The sequence below is a fragment of the Plantactinospora alkalitolerans genome (assembly GCF_015690345.1).
GTDB lineage: Bacteria > Actinomycetota > Actinomycetes > Mycobacteriales > Micromonosporaceae > Plantactinospora > Plantactinospora alkalitolerans.
Window position 1 is genome coordinate 26,192 of record NZ_JADPUN010000115.1, and the last position, 17,211, is coordinate 43,402.

Here is a 17,211-nt window from a genome sequence, read left to right on the forward strand (position 1 = left end):
CGTCAGTCGCAGCCGACCCCGGTGCCGTCGTCGGCCGGCGCCGCCGTCTCGTACGAGGTGATCGCGGCGACCTTGGCGGCGGACGCCGACGACGCGTCGAAGCGGTAGCCCAGCCACTCCCGGGCCAGGCGCCGGGCCAGCTCCAGCCCGATCACCCGCTGCCCCATCGCCAGCACCTGGGCGTCGTTGCTGAGCACGGCGCGTTCCACGGAGAAGCCGTCGTGGGCGGTCACCGCCCGGATGCCCGGCACCTTGTTGGCCGCGATCGCCATGCCGAGGCCGGTGCCGCAGATCAGCAGCGCCCGGTCCGCCCGGCCCTGCGCGACCAGCCGGGCGGCGGCCACCGCCACGTGCGGGTACGCCGTCGTGTCGTCCCGGCCCACGCCGACGTCCTCGACCGAGGCGACCCGGTCGTCCGCCTCCAGATCGGCGCGGAGTACCTCCTTGTAGTGCAGGCCCGCGTCGTCGCAGCCGACGACGACGCGCAGCCGTTCGGGGCTCATCTCCCTGACCTCCCGTCCACCGTGGACACCTCCGGTCTGTTCGCTGCGTGCCGCTCGAATGCCGTCGCCACGGTGCGGAGGCAGAGCGCCAGCGACACGGCGCCGGGGTCCGGGGTACCGACGCTCCGCTCGGCCAGCGGACGGGCCCGGCCGATCCTGGGCCGCAGTCCGGCGGTGGCGTCCGCCGCCCGGTCGGCCACCTCGGCCGCCTGCTGCCAGGCCGCCCCGAGCGGCGTGCCGGACCCGGCGGCGGTGTCGAGGGCGTCGTGGAACGGCATCAGGGCGTCGAGCAGCGTCTTGTCGCCGGGCTCGGCACCACCCAGTCCCTGCACGGTCTCGATCGCGGCCCAGACCGCGGCCCGGACCTCGGCCGTACCGAGCGGGCTGCGCTCGTCGCCCAGTTGCTCGCCGGCCGAGCGGAGGGCCGCACCCCACAGCACTCCGGAGGTGCCGCCGGCCCGGGCCGCCCAGGCGTCTCCGGCCGCGCCGAGCACCGACGCGACGCCGCCTCCACCGTCGACCGTACCCCTGGCGGCCTCGGCGGCGGCCCGCACGCCACGCAGCATGCCACGCCCGTGGTCACCGTCACCGGCCACCGCGTCCAGCCGACCCAGCTCGTCCTCGGCGGCCGCGATCGCCTCGGCGACCTCCGCGAACACCTCGGCGACGGACCGGCCGTACGCCCGGGACTCCGAACTGCTCCGCGCCGTCCCGGCGCCGTCGTTCGCGGTGTCGGCGACCACCTGCCCGCCGTTCGCGGAGCCGGCGACCACCTGCCCGCTGCTGTCGGAGTCGGAGCCGGTCGCGGCCCGATCCGTCCCGTCGGCGATGGGCGCGGCCCGGTGCGGGTTCTTCCGGTACGCCGGAGTGTCGGCCGGCGCGCACCAGAAGCCCTCCAACTCCTCGTCCAGCCAGCAGAGGGTCAGCGAGCAGCCGGCCATGTCCAGGCTGGTGACCAGCTCGCCGACCTCGGGGTCGACCACCTCGAGCCCGGCCCGGGAGAGTTCCTCGGCGACCGTCTTCCAGACGACGAACAGCTCCTCGTACTTCGTGGCCCCCAGACCGTTGAGGATGGCGGCGACGCGGTGGCCGGCGCCCTCCGGCCGCTCGGCGAGGACGCCACGGGCCAGCACCCGGGCGAGTTCCGAGGCGGTCGGCAGGTCGTCGGAGGAGACCCCGGGCTCGCCGTGGATGCCCAGCCCGAGCCCCATGGTGCCGGCCGGCACGGTGAACAGCGGATGATCCTGGCCGGGCAGGGTGCAGCCGGCGAACGCGACGCCGAGCGACCGGGTCAGCGCGTTGGTGGCCTGGGCGACCCGTTCGACCTCGGCCAACGGGTAGCCGGCTTCGGCCGCCGCGGCGGCGGTCTTGAAGACCACGAAGTCACCGGCGATGCCTCGGCGCTTGTCCGCCTCGGCCGGAACGGCGCTGGCGATGTCGTCGGTGACCAGCACGGTCCGGGTGTCGATACCCTCCGCCCGCAGCCGCTGCTGGGCCAGCCCGAAGTTCATCACGTCCCCGGCGTAGTTGCCGAAGAGGAAGAGCACCCCGCCGCCGTTGTCGGCGGCCCGGGCCACCTCGTACGCCTGCTGCGCCGAGGGGGAGGTGAAGATGTTGCCCACCACGGCGCCGTCGGCGAAGCCGGGCCCGACCACGCCGCAGAACGCCGGATAGTGTCCGGATCCGCCGCCGACCACCACCGCGACCTTTCCGGCGCGGGTGGCCCCGGCCCGGACCACGCCGCCGTCGACGCCCCGGACGTAGCGGCGGTGCAGGTCGAGGAAGCCGGCGAGCATGTCCTCGGTGAACGAGGCGGGATCGTCGTACAGGCGGGTCATCGGCCAGCTCCTCCGGTCGGCGGGTCGGAGCGTTCCGACCCGGCTGTCCCGTCCTCCGGCGCCAGCAGCGTGACGACCTTCGAATCGTCCTCGGCCGCCATGCCCTGGCGCATTGCCAGGGTGTAGAGCTGGGTGGCGGCGGCCGCGACCGGTGTCGGCACTCCCGCCGCCGAGGCGACCCGGCCGACGATGTGCATGTCCTTGCTGATCACGTCCAACCGGGACCGCAACTCGACGTCCCCAGTGTACGCCCGTGCCATCCGTGGGCCTCGATCCGCCAGCATGAACGAGGCCGCCGCGCCCGAGCCGAGTACCTCGACCACGGTGTCGAGATCGAGGCCGAGCGCGCGGGCCAGCGCCAACGCCTCGGCCGCGGCGGCGGTGTGGATGCCGCAGAGCAGTTGGTTCACCGTCTTCATGGTCTGGCCGTCGCCCGGGTGCGGGCCGACGACGTGCACGCTGGAGGCCAGCAGGTCGAGCACCCGGCGGCCGCGCGCGAGCGCCCGGTCCGTCGCGCCGACCATGATCAGCAGGTCGCCGGTGCCGGCCCGGACCGGTCCGCCGCTCACCGGCGCGTCGACCAGGTCGATCTGCCGTTCGGCCAGTGCCGCCGCGACCGTCTTCGCCGCCTCCGGGCCGACGGTGCTGGTCAGCACGACCACGGCACCCGGCCGCAGGGTGTCGATGGCGCCGTCGTCGCCGAACAGCGCGGCCCGGAGCTGGGCCTCGTCGCGGACGGCGAGCACCACGACGTCGGCCGTCCGGCACGCCAGCGCCGGACTTCCCGCCCCGACCGCGCCGCCGGAGACGGCGAGTTCGCGCCGCTCGGCGGAGATGTCGAAGGCCCACACCGGCAGTTCGGTGCTGAGCCGGAGCGCCATCGGCAGCCCCATCGCGCCCAGACCGAGGACGGCGACGGTCGGCGGGGTCGGTTCGTTCGGTGGTCCGTGCCGGGTCACGGTGCCTCCTTCGGGGGCAGGATCGACGCGAGGTAGCGGCGGTTCGTGGACATCACGCCGAGCCCGTCCCCGCCGTACTGTTCCAGGCAGAACGCCCCGCTGAAGCCGTACGCGACGGCGGAGCGGACCGCCCGGCGGTAGTTGATGACGCCCAGTTCCATCGAGGTCGGCGTGCTGAGCACCGCGCCGGTCGTACCATCCTCGAACCGGTGATAGTTCTTGACGTGCCAGTAGTTCGTCAACGGCAGGCACTTGTCGAGCATCACCTCGATCGGCTCGATCGGCCGGTGCAACCGGACCAGGTTGCCGAGGTCGGGGTTGAGTCCGACGTTCGGATGCCCGATCTCCTCGATCAGCCGGACGGCGGAGTCGGCGGTGCCGAGCAGGGTGTCCTCGTACATCTCCAGGGAGAGGGCGACGCCGACCTCGGCGGCGTGCCGGCCCAGTTCGCGTAGCCGGGACGCGGCCAGCTGGCGGGTTTCCGGATCGTCCGCGTCGCGTGGCCCGTCCACGGTCCAGAACCACAGCACCTCGCGCTGCCGGGCGGTCAGCGGACGGTGCAGGCCGACGCTCAGCACCGAGCAGCCGAGCGCCGCCGCCGCGTCGATCGACCGGTGGCTGTAGTCGAGGTTCTCCACCCCCGTCACCGGGTCGATGACGCTGCGCCGGATCACCGAGATCGCCTCGGCCCGCAGCCCGGCCGCGCGGACCGCCTCGCCCAGTTCGGTCAGCCGGGCGGGGGAGAGGTCACCGGCCCGGACCCACGAGTCCGTCAGGTCGACCTCGGTGAAGCCCTCGGCCGCCACCTCGGCGAGAATGTCCCGCCAGGTCTGCGCCGGGGCGTCCTGCACCGGCACGCCGGGCCGGAGTTCGGCCGGAAACGGCAGCATGGCCGCCGCCAGCGGCCAGCCGGAGTCAGCCGTCGGCATGGTGCCTCCTCGGTTCGTCAGTCAACAGGTCGGTCATGCCGGCCCGTTCGGCCAGCCGGGCACATCCGGCCACGTCCCGCTCGCCGTCCGCGACGAGAACGTCGTAGCGTAGGCGCAGCTCGGTGCGGGGCGCGAAGGCGTACTCCCGGTCGAAGAACGGGGCCGGGCCGAGGCAGGCGTACGGCTCGGTGCGGACGAACCAGCGGGTCCGGCCGCCGACGTTCGCCGGGTCGTCCCGGAAGACCAGGGTGGAGGTCAGCGCGGCGGGCGGTCCGAGGCCGTCGTGCCGGCCCACGAAACCCATCCACGGCCCGCGCCAGCCCATGAGTTCGTCGGCACCCGGGCCGTCCTCGGTCAACACCTGTCCGCCGATGAACGAGCGGGGGCCGTGCCAGAACAGTCCGCCGTAGCCGGCGTTCTCCCGACCCTGGGTGGTCGGGCTGCCGACCGTGATCACCTCGTCGGTGTCGTTGCGGAGCACGGTCTCGAACTGGAGTCGCCAGGTGCTCAGGTTGGCCCACACGGCCACGGCCAGCCGACGCCGCTCGGAGACGACCGGGCTGCCGTCCGGACCGACCCAGCGGAGCCGTTCGACCAGGCGTACGGCGTCGGCGTCGCGGCGCAGCGCCGGGAAGTCGACGTGCGCGACGAGCCCGAGATTGTCCAGCGACCGGTAGCCCTGACCCCGTACGTACGTCGACCCGCCCCAGAAGTTGTACGGCCCGAAGTTGGAGACGCCGAAGCAGAGCCCCTTGTGCCACAGGTGGTTGTGCGGGCGGTACAGGCTGACCACGTTGCCGGCGAGGGTCCGCATCGGGTGCAGGTAGGGCCTCGGGGACTCGGCCCGGGGCTCCTCCGGCGTGTAGACGTAGTCGAACAGTTCCGTGCCGTGCCAACCGACCCGGACCGAGCGGCCGACGTCGTGCGTGACGGTCAGTCCGCTGCTGGGCCGTGTCGTCGTCGCCCCGGAGTCCGCCCGCCCGGGAAGCGCGGAGGGCAGCTCGGCGGGCGCGGTGGCGGGCGCCGGTACGGCGACAGCCGGGGCTGAGAGGTTCACCATCGGGGTCCGTTGCCTTCCATCTTCCGGTAGAACGGTGAATCGGTGGAGAGTTCGTCCGGCCGGACGGCGCTGCGGGTGAACGCCGAGGCGTACACCCCGGCGACGAGCTGCATCGTCCGCCGGCTCTCGGTGGAGGTCACCGGTGCCGGCGTACCCGTCCGGAGGCTCCGCAGCACCTCGGCGAACTGCGCGCGGTGTGCACTGCGTACCCCGGAGGCGCCGCTGTGCCAGGCCCCCATCACCTCGTCGGCGAACTCCGGCGCGGGGGTGATCCGCCAGTCGTCGTCGCCGTAGCCGTACAGGTGGGTCAGCTCCACCGTGGCCCGTTCGAAGTCGAAGCGCAGGTAGCTCTCCTCGCGGATCGACAGCATGCTGTTCACCACGCTGGCCGCCGCGCCGCCCGCGAAGCTGACGTGGGCCATGCTCAGATCCTCGGTGTCCATCCGCCGGGCCTGCTGCCGGGCGACGGCGGAGACCTCGGTCCAGTCGCCGAGGATCGCGCAGAGCAGGTCCATCTGGTGGATACCGTGTCCCATGGTCGGCCCGCCGCCCTCGGTGTCCCAGCGGCCCCGCCACTCGACGTCGAAGTAGGCCTGGTTCCGGAACCAGGTGGTGTGACAGATCGCCAGCAGCGGTCGACCCAGTACCCCGGAGTCGAGCATGGCGCGCAGCCGTATCGCGCCGGTGCCGAACCGGTGCTGGAAGACGGTGGCCAGCGCCGCCCCGTGCTTCCGCTCGGCCTCGATCAGGTTGTCGAACTCGGCCAGGCTCAGCGCCGGCGGCTTCTCGACCAGTACGTTGCTGCCCGCCTCCAGGCAGGCCAGTGCCAGGTCGTGGTGGGTGCCGGGCGGGGTGCAGATGTGCACCAGGTCGGGCTGTTCCTTCTCCAGGAGGCTGGTCAGATCAGGGTGCCGGGCCGGTACGTCGTACCGGTCGCAGAACGCCGACAGCCGGTCGACGTCGACGTCGACGGCACCGACCAGGCGTACGCCGTCGCCCAGGCCGCGCAGTGAATCGGCGTGGATTCGCGCGATGTTTCCGGTTCCGACGATCGCGGCACGGATGGGTTCCACAGAGGCTCCTTCGACGGTTGCGGGGCGGCGCTATCCGCGTCCGGCACGGAGGGGGTCGTACGGGGAGAGGTAGCCGCACATGCCCAGGGTCGTCCGGTCGGGCCGGGCGATCCGGGAGACGGCGGCGGCGGCCAGGTGGCTGTGGTCGCCGCGCCGGAGGGCGTCGATCTGTTCCCCGGTCTGTCGGCTCACGGCGACCGGCCCGGATTCCCAGCGGGCCTGCCAGGCGTCCAGTTGCGGCCCCGCCAGGGCGGTGGCCGCCGTGTAGAACTCGTCGAGCGCGGCGGTGTCTCCGGCCTCGTACCTGCGACGGAGTTCGGTGAACCCCTCGATCGCGAGGTCCCGGCGGGCCCGGGCCCGGTCGGCGGACGGCGACCCGGCGCCGCCCGGCCCGGTCAGCGAGACCGCCCGCCGGTACGTCGGCAGATCCACCAGGTGTGCCGGTGGCACGGTGAGTACGGCGTCGCCGGCCTCCGGCAGTCCGCTGTTCTGCATCACCACGACGACCTGTAGCGCGCCGTCGTCGTTCACGGCCCGGTGGATGGTGCCGGGCGTGAACCAGACCACGTCGCCCGGGGTCAGCGTCGACTCCTCGAACCCCTGCGGCGTCAGCGTCTGTAACCGGCCCCGGCCGGCGACGACGACGTAGCACTCCGCGCAGCAGAGGTGCACGTGTGGCGAGCCGCCGTGCAGTCCGTCGTCGGTCTGCCACGGATAGACCTGCAACCCGCTGATGCCGACCGCGCCGGGGAAGGGCGGCATCCCGGCGGGCTCGGGGACCGGCGGCGTCCCGGTCGGGTCGGCGGGTGCCCCGCTGTCGTCGGTCACGGCGACTGCTCCGCGACGAACGACTCGATCTCCTCCCGGTCCCAGGCGCGGTCGGCGAAGACCACCCGGTGGGTCAGCCGGAAGGTTTCCCCGGGTGCGAGTTCCACCTCCTGGTCGAAGGCGGGCGACGGGTTCACGGCGGGAAACGGGTCGTTGCGGACGAACCATTTCAGCGGGACGGGGGCGCTGGTGGTGCCGGCGAGGACCAGCACGGTGCCGCCGCCGTCGACCTCGTCGTGCTGCCCGGTGTACGCCAGCCACGGCGATTCCCGGCCCATGCTCTCCGGGCCACCGCCGCCGTCGGCGGTGATAATCTGACCGCCGGTCCAGCCGCGTGGCCCGCGCCAGAAGAAGCCGGTGTACCCGGCGTTCGGGCGGCCGTGCGTCGTCGGACTGCCGAGGTGCAGCTCCGAGCCGCGGATGTTGCGCAGTTCGGTGCCGAAGTCGAGCATCCAGCTGCCCCGGTCCGTGTCGACGCCGTGTATCCGCAGCTCCCGGTGCTCGGCGACCCAGTGCTCGTCGGTAGAGGTGATCCAGGTCAGCGACTCCCGCAGGGTCAGTTCGGTGTCGGCGACGTCGACCAGGTCGAAGGCGTCGTGCCGCATCCGCCCGATGTTGTCCAGCGCGGTGTAGCCCCTGTCGCGTACGTAGGAGTGCCCGCCCCAGAAGTTCTGCCCCGACAGGTGGGAGATCGTCATCTGGATGCCCTTGTGCCACCGGTGGTCGTTCGGCCGGTACGCCGAGACCAGCGCGCCGCTCAACGTACGCAGCGGGTGCAGGTAGGGCTTGCGTGACTCGTGGTCCGGTACCGGCGGGTCGTACACGTAGGTGGCGATGTCCACTCCGGCGGCGTTGACGACGATCTGACGTCCATGCTCGTGGGTGACGGTCAGCCTTCCGGTCGGCCCGGCCGTCGTGCTGCTTGCGGAGGTCATGGAAGCGGTCGTGCCTTTCGCTCGCTCGGGTGGACGGGTGCGGGGGCGGCGTGGGACCGTCGGCGCACCGGCGACGGTCAGCATTGTCCCGAAGTCGGCCGTACATCGTTGTAGGTCGATTGGATGGGATGGGCGGGAAAGCTGGCTGACTGTCTTCAATGGTCTGCTCGGGCTGGGCAAAAGCGAACGGTAATCGCTTTCCGAGCTAACCGCTTTCCCTTCCCGACGTCAAGATCCAGCAGCCGCTGAAACACTTTCGGTGCAGGTCAGCACGGTGCGCAGGGGGACCGTCACGGGCCCGCCGGTCTGCCGGTCCGCCCGCCGCCGACGCGCCGGAGCGGCGGCCAGCCAGCGGTACCGGAGACCGGGTCTCGACCCGCCCGATCGGCTTGCCCCGCCTGATCGGCTTGGCGATCACCACGGGGCGCCGGTGGGCACTAAGGTGCGGATGCCGGGCGTGGTGCCTGCTCGTACGTCGCCACCGATCAACTCGTGGGGGCCGCCAACATGACCAAGCGATCATCCGCGACGATCACGCTGATGGATGTCGCCCACGAGGCCGGCGTGTCGGTGGCCACCGCCTCCCGGGTGCTGAACGGAAGCGGCACCCGGCAGGTCCGGGCGGATCTCGCGGACCGGGTGCTCGCCGCCGCCGCCGCGTTGAACTACTCCACGAACGCCCAGGCCCAGGCGATGGCCCGGGGGCACACCAATGTGGTGGGGTTACTGGTGCACGACATCGCCGACCCGTTCTTCTCGTCCATCGCGGCGGGCGTGATGCGCGCCGCGGAACAGCACCGCAGCATCGTGATGATGTACAGCACGACGGGGCGGGCCGAACGCGAACTCGACTACCTGACCACCCTGCGCAGCCAGCGCCCCCGGGCCGTCATCCTGGCCGGCAGCCGGTTCGCCGACCGTGGGCTGCGGGACCGACTCGGGGCCGAACTGCGGATCATCGAGGAGGCCGGGGCGCGGGTCGCGCTGGTGAGCCAGAACGTCCTGCCGCTCGACACGGTGCTGATGGAGAACCGCGAGGGCGGCCGGATGTTGGCGCGCAGGCTCGTCGAACTGGGGCACCGGCGGTTCGCCGTACTCGCCGGACCCCGTGCGCTGCTCACCGCCCGTGATCGACTCGCCGGGTTCCAGGCCGGGCTGACCAGCGCCGGGATCACCCTGCCGAAGGGGCGGGTGCTGCACGGCGACTTCACCCGGGACGGCGGTTACGCCACGATGCGCGACCTTCTCGCCCGCGATCTCGACGCCACCTGTGTCTTCGCCGTCAACGACGTGATGGCGGTCGGCGCCATCTCGGCGCTGCGCGACCACGGCGTACCGCTGCCCGGTGGCATGGCGGTGGCCGGCTTCGACGACATCGTCACCCTCCGGGACGTGACACCGTCGCTCACCACCGTCCGGCTTCCGCTGGAGGAGGTCGGCGTGGCGGCGCTGGAACTCGTGATGCAGCCCCGGGCCGAGCGGCCCCGACTGCGCCGGGTCCGCGGCGAGGTGGTCGTCCGGGACAGCACGCCCGCGCTGGCCTGACCATCTCCGCCCGTCAGTGGGCGTCGTGCGCCTGGGCGGTGCCGGTCATGCGGCGGCTGTGCTCGACCAACGCCGGATAGTCGGTGGCGACGCCGCGCAGCAGCGCCTCGACCGCCCGGTCGATGTCGGCGTCGCCGGTCGCCGCGTGGCCGAACAGGGCCCGGTAGTGCACCAGTGACCCGAGCATGTCCAGGACGAGATCGCGGTCGAGGTCGGTACGCAGGTCCCCGCGTGCGGTCGCGCGGTCGATCATCCGGGCCACGGCAGCCCGGGGCGGATCGAACAGGGTGGTCATGAATCGCTGGCGTAGGTCCGGCTCCGGCGCGCAGTCGGCGAGCAACGGTCCGAGCACCTCCGGCTGGATGCGGTCGAAGAGCGCGACGAAGAGGGTGAGGCCCTCGTGCAGGTCGCACAGCGTGCAGCCGGTGTCCGGAGTGCGCGCGGCGCCCAGCCGTACGGCCAGCGCCGCGAGGACCAGCCGGGGACGGCCGGGCCAGCGGCGGTAGATCGCCGGTTTGGTGGTGCCGGCGCGGCGGGCGACCTCCTCGAACGCGAGGTGGACGTAGCCGACCTCGTCGAGCACGGCCAACGTGGCGTCCAGCACCGCCCGGTCGATCTGCGGATCGCGTGGCCGGCCGCCACGGGGCGGCGGGGGAGATTGTGCGGCTTCCACGACGGAAGCCTACCTGATACGTTACGAGTCGAACCGGAACGATACTAGGCCAGGGGAGTCGACGATGGACATTCCGATCAGCGTTCTCGGCCTGGGCGCCATGGGCACCGGACTGGTCCACGTCCTGCTCGGCCGTGGCCACCCGGTGACGGTCTGGAACCGTACCCCCGGCAAGGCCCGGGACCTGCTGGCCGAGGGGGCGGTCCTGGCCGGCACGGCCGCCGACGCCGTGGCGGCCGGGGAGTTGGTCGTGGTCAGCCTGACCGACTACGACGCGGTCGAGGAGGTGCTGGAAATCGTCGCGGACGCCGCGGCGGGCAAGGTAGTCGTCAACCTGACCACCGGCGCTCCCGACCGGGCACGGCGGGTGGCCGACTGGGCGCGGCGGGTCGGAGCCGACTACCTCGACGGTGTCGTCCAGGCCGGTCCCGAACAGCTCGGCAGCCCGGAGGCAACCCTCTTCTACAGCGGCTCCGAGCCGGCGTTCGCCGCCCATCGCCGGACCCTGGAACAGCTCGGCACCAGCCACCATCTCGGGCCGGATGCCGGCCAGGCATGCCGGTACGATCTGGCGCTGTTCGGCCTCTGGTACGAGGCCGAACTGGCCTACCTGAACGCGTTGGCGCTGGTGGGTGGCGCCGACAATACCGCCCTGGACACCTTCGCCACGTTCGCCGGCCGACAGTTGGATCATGTCGCGCGGGCGGCGGCCGAGACGGCCGGCGAGGTCGGCGAACGCCGCTATCCCCGGGGGCCGGCCACCCTGGTCGAGCACGCTCCGGTACTGGAGCAGTTGACGCGGCTGCGGGCGGCCGCCGGTCTGCACCACACGCAGCTCGTCCACCTGCACGAGGCGGTGCGGCGCCGCATCGGCCGGGGCCACGGCGCGGAGGGCCTGACCGGCGTGATCGAGGAACTCGCCATCGCGGTCCGGCCCGCGCCGGCCGAGTGATCCACCCGGCCGTACGTCAGCTCTCCGCTCCCCGGTAGTCGTAGAGCTGGTCGACGAACTTCCGGCGCAGCGGCGGAAGTCTGCTGGTAACGCTGAAGTAGCCCCGGGCGGCCAGCATGGCGAACCGGCCGATGATCGGCTTGTAGATCGGGTCGTCGCCGTTGGTGCCGTTGGTACGCAGCGAGTCGGCGACCCGGGCGAAGCCGTACCGGATCATCTCGGTCTCGTAGTCCGCGACCGCCTCCACCAGCGGTCTTTCGTCGGCCACCGCCGCGACCAGGTGCCGGCAGAGCAGCGCCGCGTCCCGCAGCGCGGTGTTGGCCCCGACCCCCCGACCGGGGGTCATGGTGTGGATCGCGTCGCCGAGCAGCGTGATGTTGCTGCTCTTCCACGGCTCGACCGGCACGGAGGTGGCGACCTTGATCGGGATGACGCTGCCCGGATCGCTGTGCCGGAGCAGTTCGCGCAGCGTGGGGTGCCAGTTCCGGGTCAGGTCGAGCGCGACCTGTGCGAGCCGCTCGCCCCGCAGTTCCATCACGTCCGAGGGAAATCGGTCCGCCGCGCTCCAGATGATCAGGTTGATGCAGTCCCGGGTGTTGTCGTAGAGCAGTCCGGGCCAGCTTCCGATCAGACTCGCGTCGGTCACCCCGACACCGGGCTTGACCGAGCCGCGCTGGTCCCACTTGAACTCCATCACGTGCAGGACGCCCATCAGGCCCCCGCTGCCGAAGATCAGCGAGATTCCGCCCCTGATGTCGTCGGGGAGCAGACTCCGGGTGTACTCGGTGAGCGGGATCTTGCTGGCGATGTTGATGCTTCCGGCATCCTTGACCTCGGCGTGCGGCAGATACTGCCGACGTACCGCCGAGTGGGTGCCGTCGGCCGCGACCAGCAGGTCCCCGGTCGCGGAGGTGCCGTCGGCGAAGTGGGCGGTGACGGTGCCGTCGTCGTGCCGCTCGTAGTGGGTGAAGGTCTTGCCGAACTGGACCACGTCGTCCATGTCGGTGAGCAGCACCTGGCGCAGGGTCATCCGGGAGACCGACTGGTCGATGCTCGTCGGGTCCGCCTCGGGGCGCAGCGCGAAGGACGCCGTCCGGTGCAGTTGCTCGGTCAGTACGTTGAAGAACCGGGGCGCGCGGGCGCAGGTCGCGAGGAAGGTGGTGAACAACTCCGACGGCAGGCACTCCCGCAGGGCCCGGCAACCGGTCGGGTTGATCCCGACCCGGTAGCCGAGGAGGCCGTCGCTCCGGGTCCGGTACCGCTCGTAGACCGCGACGCTGATGCCGGCGCGCCGGAGGCCGTGCGCCAGACACATGCCGCCGGTGCCGGCACCGATGACGATGACATGTAACGGTCTGCCTTGCATCGGACCCTCTTCCGCTGTCAACTCGGGTTGCCGGTCGCCGATCCGGGACCGTCCCACTGGTAGAAGCACCTGGCCATGGCGTCGCGGGGAGACTGCCAGTTCGGTGAGTACGGCGAGATGTACGTCGACAGCCGTTCGGTGACGCTGGCGAACAGCGGATGCCGGTTGGCCTGCTCCAGCCGGGCCGGCGAGAACTCCTCCGTCTCCATCAGATGCAGGCAGAGGTCGCCGAGCTGGTAGAGCGAGCGGTGTCGTACGCCCGTGACGGTATGCAGGTCCGTCTCGTCGGATTCGGTGAAGATCTTCGCGATCTCCTCCTCGGTTCCGGGAACTATCCTGCCCACGATCAGCACACGATTCATGTCGTCTCCCCACTGGCTGGTACGGGTCGGCCCGGTTGGCCGAGACGCGACCGGTTCGTCCTCGGCCGGCGGTACGACGGAACGTTCCGGGCCCGGCCACCATGCCGTTGCCGACGTCAAGGGGACGTCACCCGGCGCGCACGCACCCGGGGCCCCGATTGACGGCTCGGTGACGCCGCCGTCGCCACGATGGGAGCCCGCCGAGCGCACCGGACGCCTTGACCGAGGCCTGCCCGGGCCACGGTCGCAGGTCAATGAAACGAGTTGCCGAAAGTAGTGCGTCGGACCGTCGGTGGCGCTCCTTCGGCGACGGTGCCGGGACGGCGCTCAACGGGCGATTGCTTCGTTTGATGGGAAGCGATCTCGTGAGCATCGGGACTAGGTGCCGGCATCGGGCTCGCGTTGTCGCGCCACCAACTGGATGGGGCGCTGGCGTCGTTCGTGCCCGGTACGTCGCCGTCGCCGTCGGCGTCGCGGCCCGTGGCGTCGGCCGCGCCCAAGTCGACGGTGGCCGTCTCGGGCAAGCCCGGGATCCAAGGGCCGGGGGTGTCCGACCATCTCGACCGGTGCGGCCTGTGGAAGGCCGACCGGGCTGCCGACAGCGCCGCCGGGTGGTGCACTTTCCATCAGCGGATGCTGGCGACAACCCACATGTCCACCCTCTATCAGTGCAAGGGGCCACAGGACTCGTTCGCCGGCGACCAGACGATCGCGGTCGACGTCGGCATCGTCACCAAGGGCGCCTGCGCGGTGATCTGGTTCCGGCTGGTCGACCAGCGCGGTTACGTAGCCTCGTTCTGCGAGAACGAGATCCGGCTGGGATCGACGAGAGCTCGGGGAACGGGTTCAACTCGGAGCAGCGGGTGGCCTCGAGCGCGTTCCAGGTCGGGCAGACGCACCGGACCGGCATCACCGTGCACAACGGCACGGCCCAGGTGACGGTCGACGGCACGCCCGTTCTGAGTATGCCGGTCACCGACCCGCAGCTGGTCGCGGGCCGGGTCGTGCTCGGGGCGCTCAACGACGCGACCGAAGGGGACGCCACAGTGGCCTTCGCGAACGTCGATCTCCGGTCGCCGGTGGTGGGTCAGCCGGCGCGCTTCACCGATCCGACGACCGGCTCCGGCCAGTCGATGGTGGAGCTTTACTCGTACGATCCGGTCGCGCGCTCCGCGGTGGCTCAGCCGGTGCTCGCGATGGCCAGTGCGGACTACTGCAAGCAGTTCAAGATCGACTCGAGCGACATCAGGTGCAGCGACCCGTTCCAGATCGTCGAGAGCCACACGAGGGTGACGATCCCGGTCCGGTCCGCGCCGAAGCTGACGTCGTGGAAGAACGTCGGTGGCGGGGACGGCATCGTCTCGGTGCGCGCCGGCGCCGGTCACTCCATCTCTGCGTCCAAGTTCACCAGGTGGCTTGCCGGGGAGCAGGGTGGCCTGGTCGCGGTCACCACCACCAACGGCGAGGTCACCACGCTGACCAAGATCGACAACGCCTGACCCGGATGCGTCGCGGTCCCGGTCACCAGCGCGTCCGGGTCAGGCGATCGACTCCCAGGGTGCGCTCGCTGCCGCCGTCAGGCGCGGCAGCATCGGAGGCGGTCCCGTCCTGGCCGGATCAGTCCCCTGCCGGAGGAATCAGCGTGAGCCCGGTATCGCCGGCAGGACCGACCGCTCGGCGTACGGCCCGGGACGCGAGGGCTGCGGCTTCGGCCGTGGCGAATGCGTGATCGTCGGCCGGGGAATCGGGGCGAGCACGTCACTGAGCAGGCCGCACATCGCCTCCGACGGCTCCAGTTGGAGTTCCCGCAGCAGCAGGTCGCGGTAGACGTAGAACGCCTGTAGAGCCTCGTAGGCGTTGCCCTCGGCGAGGTGGGTCTCGACGATCAGCCGGTGCGGTGTCTCCCGGAGCGGCTCCGCCCGTACCGCCTCGAGGGCCGCCTGCAGAGCCTCGCCGTGTTGCCCGGCCCGCAGGTGACTGCGGGCGATCTCCTCCAGCATGTGGAGCCGCAACTGGCGCAGCCGTTCGCGTTCGGGCAGGACCCACTCGTCGTACCAGCCGGGTAGCAGGTCGTGTCGGCCGGTGGTGAGGATCTTCGCGGCCCGGCGGGGGTCCGCACCGTCCCGGACCCGTTCGGCGGCCCGGACGAGATCGTCGATGTCCAGCAGAACCACCGGGTCGAGCCGCACGGTGTCACCGACGGTCAACACCGGACAACTGCTCTCCTGCCGCAGCCGCCACAGCGCCGTACGCAGGGACGACATCGCCCGCTCCTCCGCGGTGTCCGGCCACAGCAGACCGGCCAGGTGCGCCCGGGTCGCTCCGGGGCGCAGGCCGATCAGCGCGATGATCCGTTGCAGTCCACGCGGTACGACGATGGGTGCACCATCGTGCAGCAGGTTGAACCCGTCCAAGAGCAGCAGTTGGATCGTCTGGGCGGGCGGCTGGGCCGGCGGCCGGTGTGCCCGGTCGTGCGGCTCGCACTCCTTCGAGGTCACGGCCCACCCTCCTGCATCCGGAACCCGTGTCCCGAAGTCCGCTCTGCCTCCGACGGTGGCCGTCCAGCGCTCCGGTACGCCGATGGTGCTTCGGACGCCGCCTCCGTCAGCCGGCTGCTGACGCCGCAAAGCGTGACGAAGGTTATCAATCACCGTCACGCTGGGTCAATCGGCTGGTCGACATTCCGACGTACCCGTCCGGTCAGGCCCGCACCCGCTCTGACCTGCGTATAAGAGATTCTCTCCGACCCTCGGTGGGGCGCTCGGGGCGCCTGTGCGGAGGTCGGGATCGGGCATCCTGCCCGGGCACCGTCACCGGAGCGTCACCAAACCAGGGTCCTGTGGTACGTGATCGGGTGACATTCCGTTGACACCGCCTCGGCAGGGTGGTCACCAGTCATTGGACGAGGTGACGGTCGGGGGAGTGGTCGGGGGAGCAGACCCGTCCACGGCCCGGAACCGAGTGTCGCCGTACGCGGAGCGCGGGAATCGCCCAGGGAGGCCACCCCATGGATCGCTCGCTGATCGTCGCGAAGGTTGTTCCGGCCGCGGAGCAGCAGGTGGCCCGGATCTTCGCCGAGTCGGACCGGACCGAACTACCCCGACTGGTGGGCGTACGGCACCGCTCGCTCTACCGGCTGCACGATCTCTATGTCCACCTTGTCGAGACCGACAGCTCCGGCTCGGCCGCCGTCGAGGGCGCGCGCCGGCATCCGGAGTTCGTCCGGGTGAGCGAGCGCCTGGCACCGCACATCTCGCCGTACCTGCCGACCTGGCGGGTGCCGGCGGACGCGATGGCGCGCTGTTTCTACCGCTGGGACGCCTCGGTCGACCCTGCCGAGGGCCGGCGATGACCGGGCGATCGGCGACCGGAGCCGCCGTCCGCCGGAGTGCCTTCGTCGATCTCGACCAGCAGCCCTGGACCCGCTGCCGGTCATGCCGAACCCTGCTGTACCGGAAACGCCTGCGTCGCAACCTGGACGTGTGTCCCGAGTGTGGCGACCACCGTCGGCTGGAGGCGCCGGAGCGGATTCGCCAACTCGTCGACCGGGGAACGTTCAGCCAGCTACCGGACGTGGCGGCGCAGGTCGATCCGATCGGATTCGTCGACTCGATGCCGTACCCGCAGCGGCTCGCCGCCGCGCGGGCCGAGACCGGACTGGCCGAGGCGGTGCTCTGCGGCACGGCGAGCATCGGCGGCCACCGGCTCGTACTCGCCGTGATGGATTTCCGGTTCCTCGGCGGCAGCCTCGGATCGGCGACCGGTGAACTGATCACCCGGGCCGCCGAGTGCGCCCTGGCCGGCCGGCTTCCGCTGATCCTGGTCACCGCGTCCGGCGGCGCGCGGATGCAGGAGGGCGTACTGGCGCTGATGCAGATGGCCACCATCAGCCAGGCGATTGCCGCGCTGCGCGAGGCGGGGCTGCTCACCGTCAGCCTGGTCACCGATCCCACCTACGGCGGAGTGGCCGCCTCGTTCGCGACCTGCACCGACATCGTGCTGGCCGAGAGTGGGTCCCGGCTCGGCTTCGCCGGTCCCCGGGTGATCCGCCAGACCATCCGGCAGACGCTGCCGGAAGACTTCCAGACCACGGACTTCCTGCTCCGGCACGGCCAGGTCGACATGGTGGTGGAGCGGAGTGTGCTGCGAGCCCGGCTGGGCTGGCTGCTAGCAGCCGCAGTGCGCCAG

At 71.6% G+C, this 17,211-nt stretch carries 17 protein-coding genes; 5 read left to right on the forward strand and 12 right to left on the reverse strand.

The window, feature by feature from the left end; translation table 11 throughout:
• Positions 1-2 precede the first annotated feature (2 nt).
• The 8 genes from I0C86_RS10310 to I0C86_RS10345 are packed head-to-tail and all read right to left on the reverse strand — an operon-like array spanning position 3 to position 8,125.
• Positions 3-503: a ribose-5-phosphate isomerase gene (locus I0C86_RS10310; RefSeq protein WP_196200994.1), complete on the reverse strand. Its 501-nt coding sequence runs from the start codon at positions 501-503 to the stop codon at positions 3-5.
• On the reverse strand, positions 500-2,341 hold the full coding sequence (locus I0C86_RS10315) for a dihydroxyacetone kinase family protein (protein WP_196200995.1): 1,842 nt from the start codon (positions 2,339-2,341) through the stop codon (positions 500-502). Before I0C86_RS10315 ends, I0C86_RS10310 begins: the two co-directional genes overlap by 4 nt.
• Complete coding sequence (locus I0C86_RS10320) at positions 2,338-3,300, reverse strand: NAD(P)-dependent oxidoreductase (RefSeq protein ID WP_323373572.1); 963 nt, start codon at positions 3,298-3,300, stop codon at positions 2,338-2,340. Before I0C86_RS10320 ends, I0C86_RS10315 begins: the two co-directional genes overlap by 4 nt.
• Positions 3,297-4,229 carry a sugar phosphate isomerase/epimerase family protein gene (locus I0C86_RS10325; RefSeq protein WP_196200996.1) on the reverse strand — a complete coding sequence of 311 codons (933 nt, stop codon included), beginning with the start codon at positions 4,227-4,229 and terminating at the stop codon, positions 3,297-3,299. The genes I0C86_RS10320 and I0C86_RS10325 overlap by 4 nt, the downstream gene beginning before the upstream one ends.
• On the reverse strand, positions 4,216-5,289 hold the full coding sequence (locus I0C86_RS10330; RefSeq protein WP_196200997.1) for a DUF6807 domain-containing protein: 1,074 nt from the start codon (positions 5,287-5,289) through the stop codon (positions 4,216-4,218). The genes I0C86_RS10325 and I0C86_RS10330 overlap by 14 nt, the downstream gene beginning before the upstream one ends.
• Positions 5,283-6,362 (reverse strand): Gfo/Idh/MocA family protein, encoded by a 1,080-nt coding sequence (locus I0C86_RS44975; protein WP_196200998.1) that lies wholly within the window; start codon positions 6,360-6,362, stop codon positions 5,283-5,285. Before I0C86_RS44975 ends, I0C86_RS10330 begins: the two co-directional genes overlap by 7 nt.
• 30 nt (positions 6,363-6,392) lie before the next feature.
• Entirely contained in the window at positions 6,393-7,190 is a 798-nt protein-coding gene (locus I0C86_RS10340) for a cupin domain-containing protein (protein WP_323373573.1), read from the reverse strand.
• Positions 7,187-8,125 (reverse strand): DUF6807 domain-containing protein, encoded by a 939-nt coding sequence (locus tag I0C86_RS10345; protein ID WP_196200999.1) that lies wholly within the window; start codon positions 8,123-8,125, stop codon positions 7,187-7,189. Before I0C86_RS10345 ends, I0C86_RS10340 begins: the two co-directional genes overlap by 4 nt.
• Positions 8,126-8,632: 507 nt before the next feature.
• Between I0C86_RS10345 and I0C86_RS10350 the strand changes: the two genes are divergently transcribed.
• Positions 8,633-9,670 (forward strand): LacI family DNA-binding transcriptional regulator, encoded by a 1,038-nt coding sequence (locus tag I0C86_RS10350; RefSeq protein ID WP_196201000.1) that lies wholly within the window; start codon positions 8,633-8,635, stop codon positions 9,668-9,670.
• A gap of 13 nt (positions 9,671-9,683) precedes the next feature.
• Here I0C86_RS10350 and I0C86_RS10355 read toward each other — a convergent pair whose 3' ends face one another.
• A complete protein-coding gene (locus I0C86_RS10355; protein ID WP_196201001.1) occupies positions 9,684-10,343 on the reverse strand; it encodes a TetR/AcrR family transcriptional regulator in 660 nt (219 codons plus the stop codon).
• Between the two features lie 64 nt (positions 10,344-10,407).
• Here I0C86_RS10355 and I0C86_RS10360 point away from each other — a divergent pair, with 64 nt between their 5' ends.
• A complete protein-coding gene (locus I0C86_RS10360) occupies positions 10,408-11,295 on the forward strand; it encodes an NAD(P)-dependent oxidoreductase (RefSeq protein WP_196201002.1) in 888 nt (295 codons plus the stop codon).
• A 16-nt stretch (positions 11,296-11,311) separates the two neighbouring features.
• On the opposite strand, the gene I0C86_RS10365 is transcribed toward I0C86_RS10360, so the two are convergent.
• Both I0C86_RS10365 and I0C86_RS10370 read right to left on the reverse strand, forming a co-directional pair.
• Entirely contained in the window at positions 11,312-12,661 is a 1,350-nt protein-coding gene (locus tag I0C86_RS10365) for an FAD-dependent oxidoreductase (protein WP_196201003.1), read from the reverse strand.
• Positions 12,662-12,678: 17 nt separating this feature from the next.
• The gene (locus I0C86_RS10370; protein WP_196201004.1) at positions 12,679-13,023 is read right to left on the reverse strand and encodes a TcmI family type II polyketide cyclase; all 345 of its coding nucleotides are present in this window, start codon (positions 13,021-13,023) and stop codon (positions 12,679-12,681) included.
• 863 nt (positions 13,024-13,886) lie between these two features.
• On the opposite strand from I0C86_RS10370, the gene I0C86_RS10375 reads away from it, so the two are divergent.
• The gene (locus I0C86_RS10375) at positions 13,887-14,522 is read left to right on the forward strand and encodes a hypothetical protein (protein WP_196201005.1); all 636 of its coding nucleotides are present in this window, start codon (positions 13,887-13,889) and stop codon (positions 14,520-14,522) included.
• 138 nt (positions 14,523-14,660) lie between these two features.
• Here the strand turns inward: I0C86_RS10375 and I0C86_RS10380 are convergent, their stop codons facing one another.
• Positions 14,661-15,521 carry an AfsR/SARP family transcriptional regulator gene (locus I0C86_RS10380; protein ID WP_407676292.1) on the reverse strand — a complete coding sequence of 287 codons (861 nt, stop codon included), beginning with the start codon at positions 15,519-15,521 and terminating at the stop codon, positions 14,661-14,663.
• Between the two features lie 509 nt (positions 15,522-16,030).
• On the opposite strand from I0C86_RS10380, the gene I0C86_RS10385 reads away from it, so the two are divergent.
• Together I0C86_RS10385 and accD are read left to right on the forward strand one after the other, a co-directional pair.
• Positions 16,031-16,375 (forward strand): TcmI family type II polyketide cyclase, encoded by a 345-nt coding sequence (locus tag I0C86_RS10385; protein ID WP_196201006.1) that lies wholly within the window; start codon positions 16,031-16,033, stop codon positions 16,373-16,375.
• On the forward strand, positions 16,372-17,211 hold an 840-nt coding region (gene accD, locus I0C86_RS10390), incomplete at its 3' end, for an acetyl-CoA carboxylase, carboxyltransferase subunit beta (protein ID WP_196201007.1). The genes I0C86_RS10385 and accD, both read left to right, overlap by 4 nt.

Bases quoted from the DNA above. Each gene is read 5' to 3' on its own strand.
- I0C86_RS10310 (WP_196200994.1), bottom strand. From the start codon at position 503: ATGAGCCCCGAACGGCTGCGCGTCGTCGTCGGCTGCGACGACGCGGGC.
- I0C86_RS10315 (WP_196200995.1), bottom strand. From the start codon at position 2,341: ATGACCCGCCTGTACGACGATCCCGCCTCGTTCACCGAGGACATGCTC.
- I0C86_RS10325 (WP_196200996.1), bottom strand. From the start codon at position 4,229: ATGCCGACGGCTGACTCCGGCTGGCCGCTGGCGGCGGCCATGCTGCCG.
- I0C86_RS10330 (WP_196200997.1), bottom strand. From the start codon at position 5,289: ATGGTGAACCTCTCAGCCCCGGCTGTCGCCGTACCGGCGCCCGCCACC.
- I0C86_RS10345 (WP_196200999.1), bottom strand. From the start codon at position 8,125: ATGACCTCCGCAAGCAGCACGACGGCCGGGCCGACCGGAAGGCTGACC.
- I0C86_RS10350 (WP_196201000.1), top strand. From the start codon at position 8,633: ATGACCAAGCGATCATCCGCGACGATCACGCTGATGGATGTCGCCCAC.
- I0C86_RS10360 (WP_196201002.1), top strand. From the start codon at position 10,408: ATGGACATTCCGATCAGCGTTCTCGGCCTGGGCGCCATGGGCACCGGA.
- I0C86_RS10365 (WP_196201003.1), bottom strand. From the start codon at position 12,661: ATGCAAGGCAGACCGTTACATGTCATCGTCATCGGTGCCGGCACCGGC.
- I0C86_RS10370 (WP_196201004.1), bottom strand. From the start codon at position 13,023: ATGAATCGTGTGCTGATCGTGGGCAGGATAGTTCCCGGAACCGAGGAG.
- I0C86_RS10385 (WP_196201006.1), top strand. From the start codon at position 16,031: ATGGATCGCTCGCTGATCGTCGCGAAGGTTGTTCCGGCCGCGGAGCAG.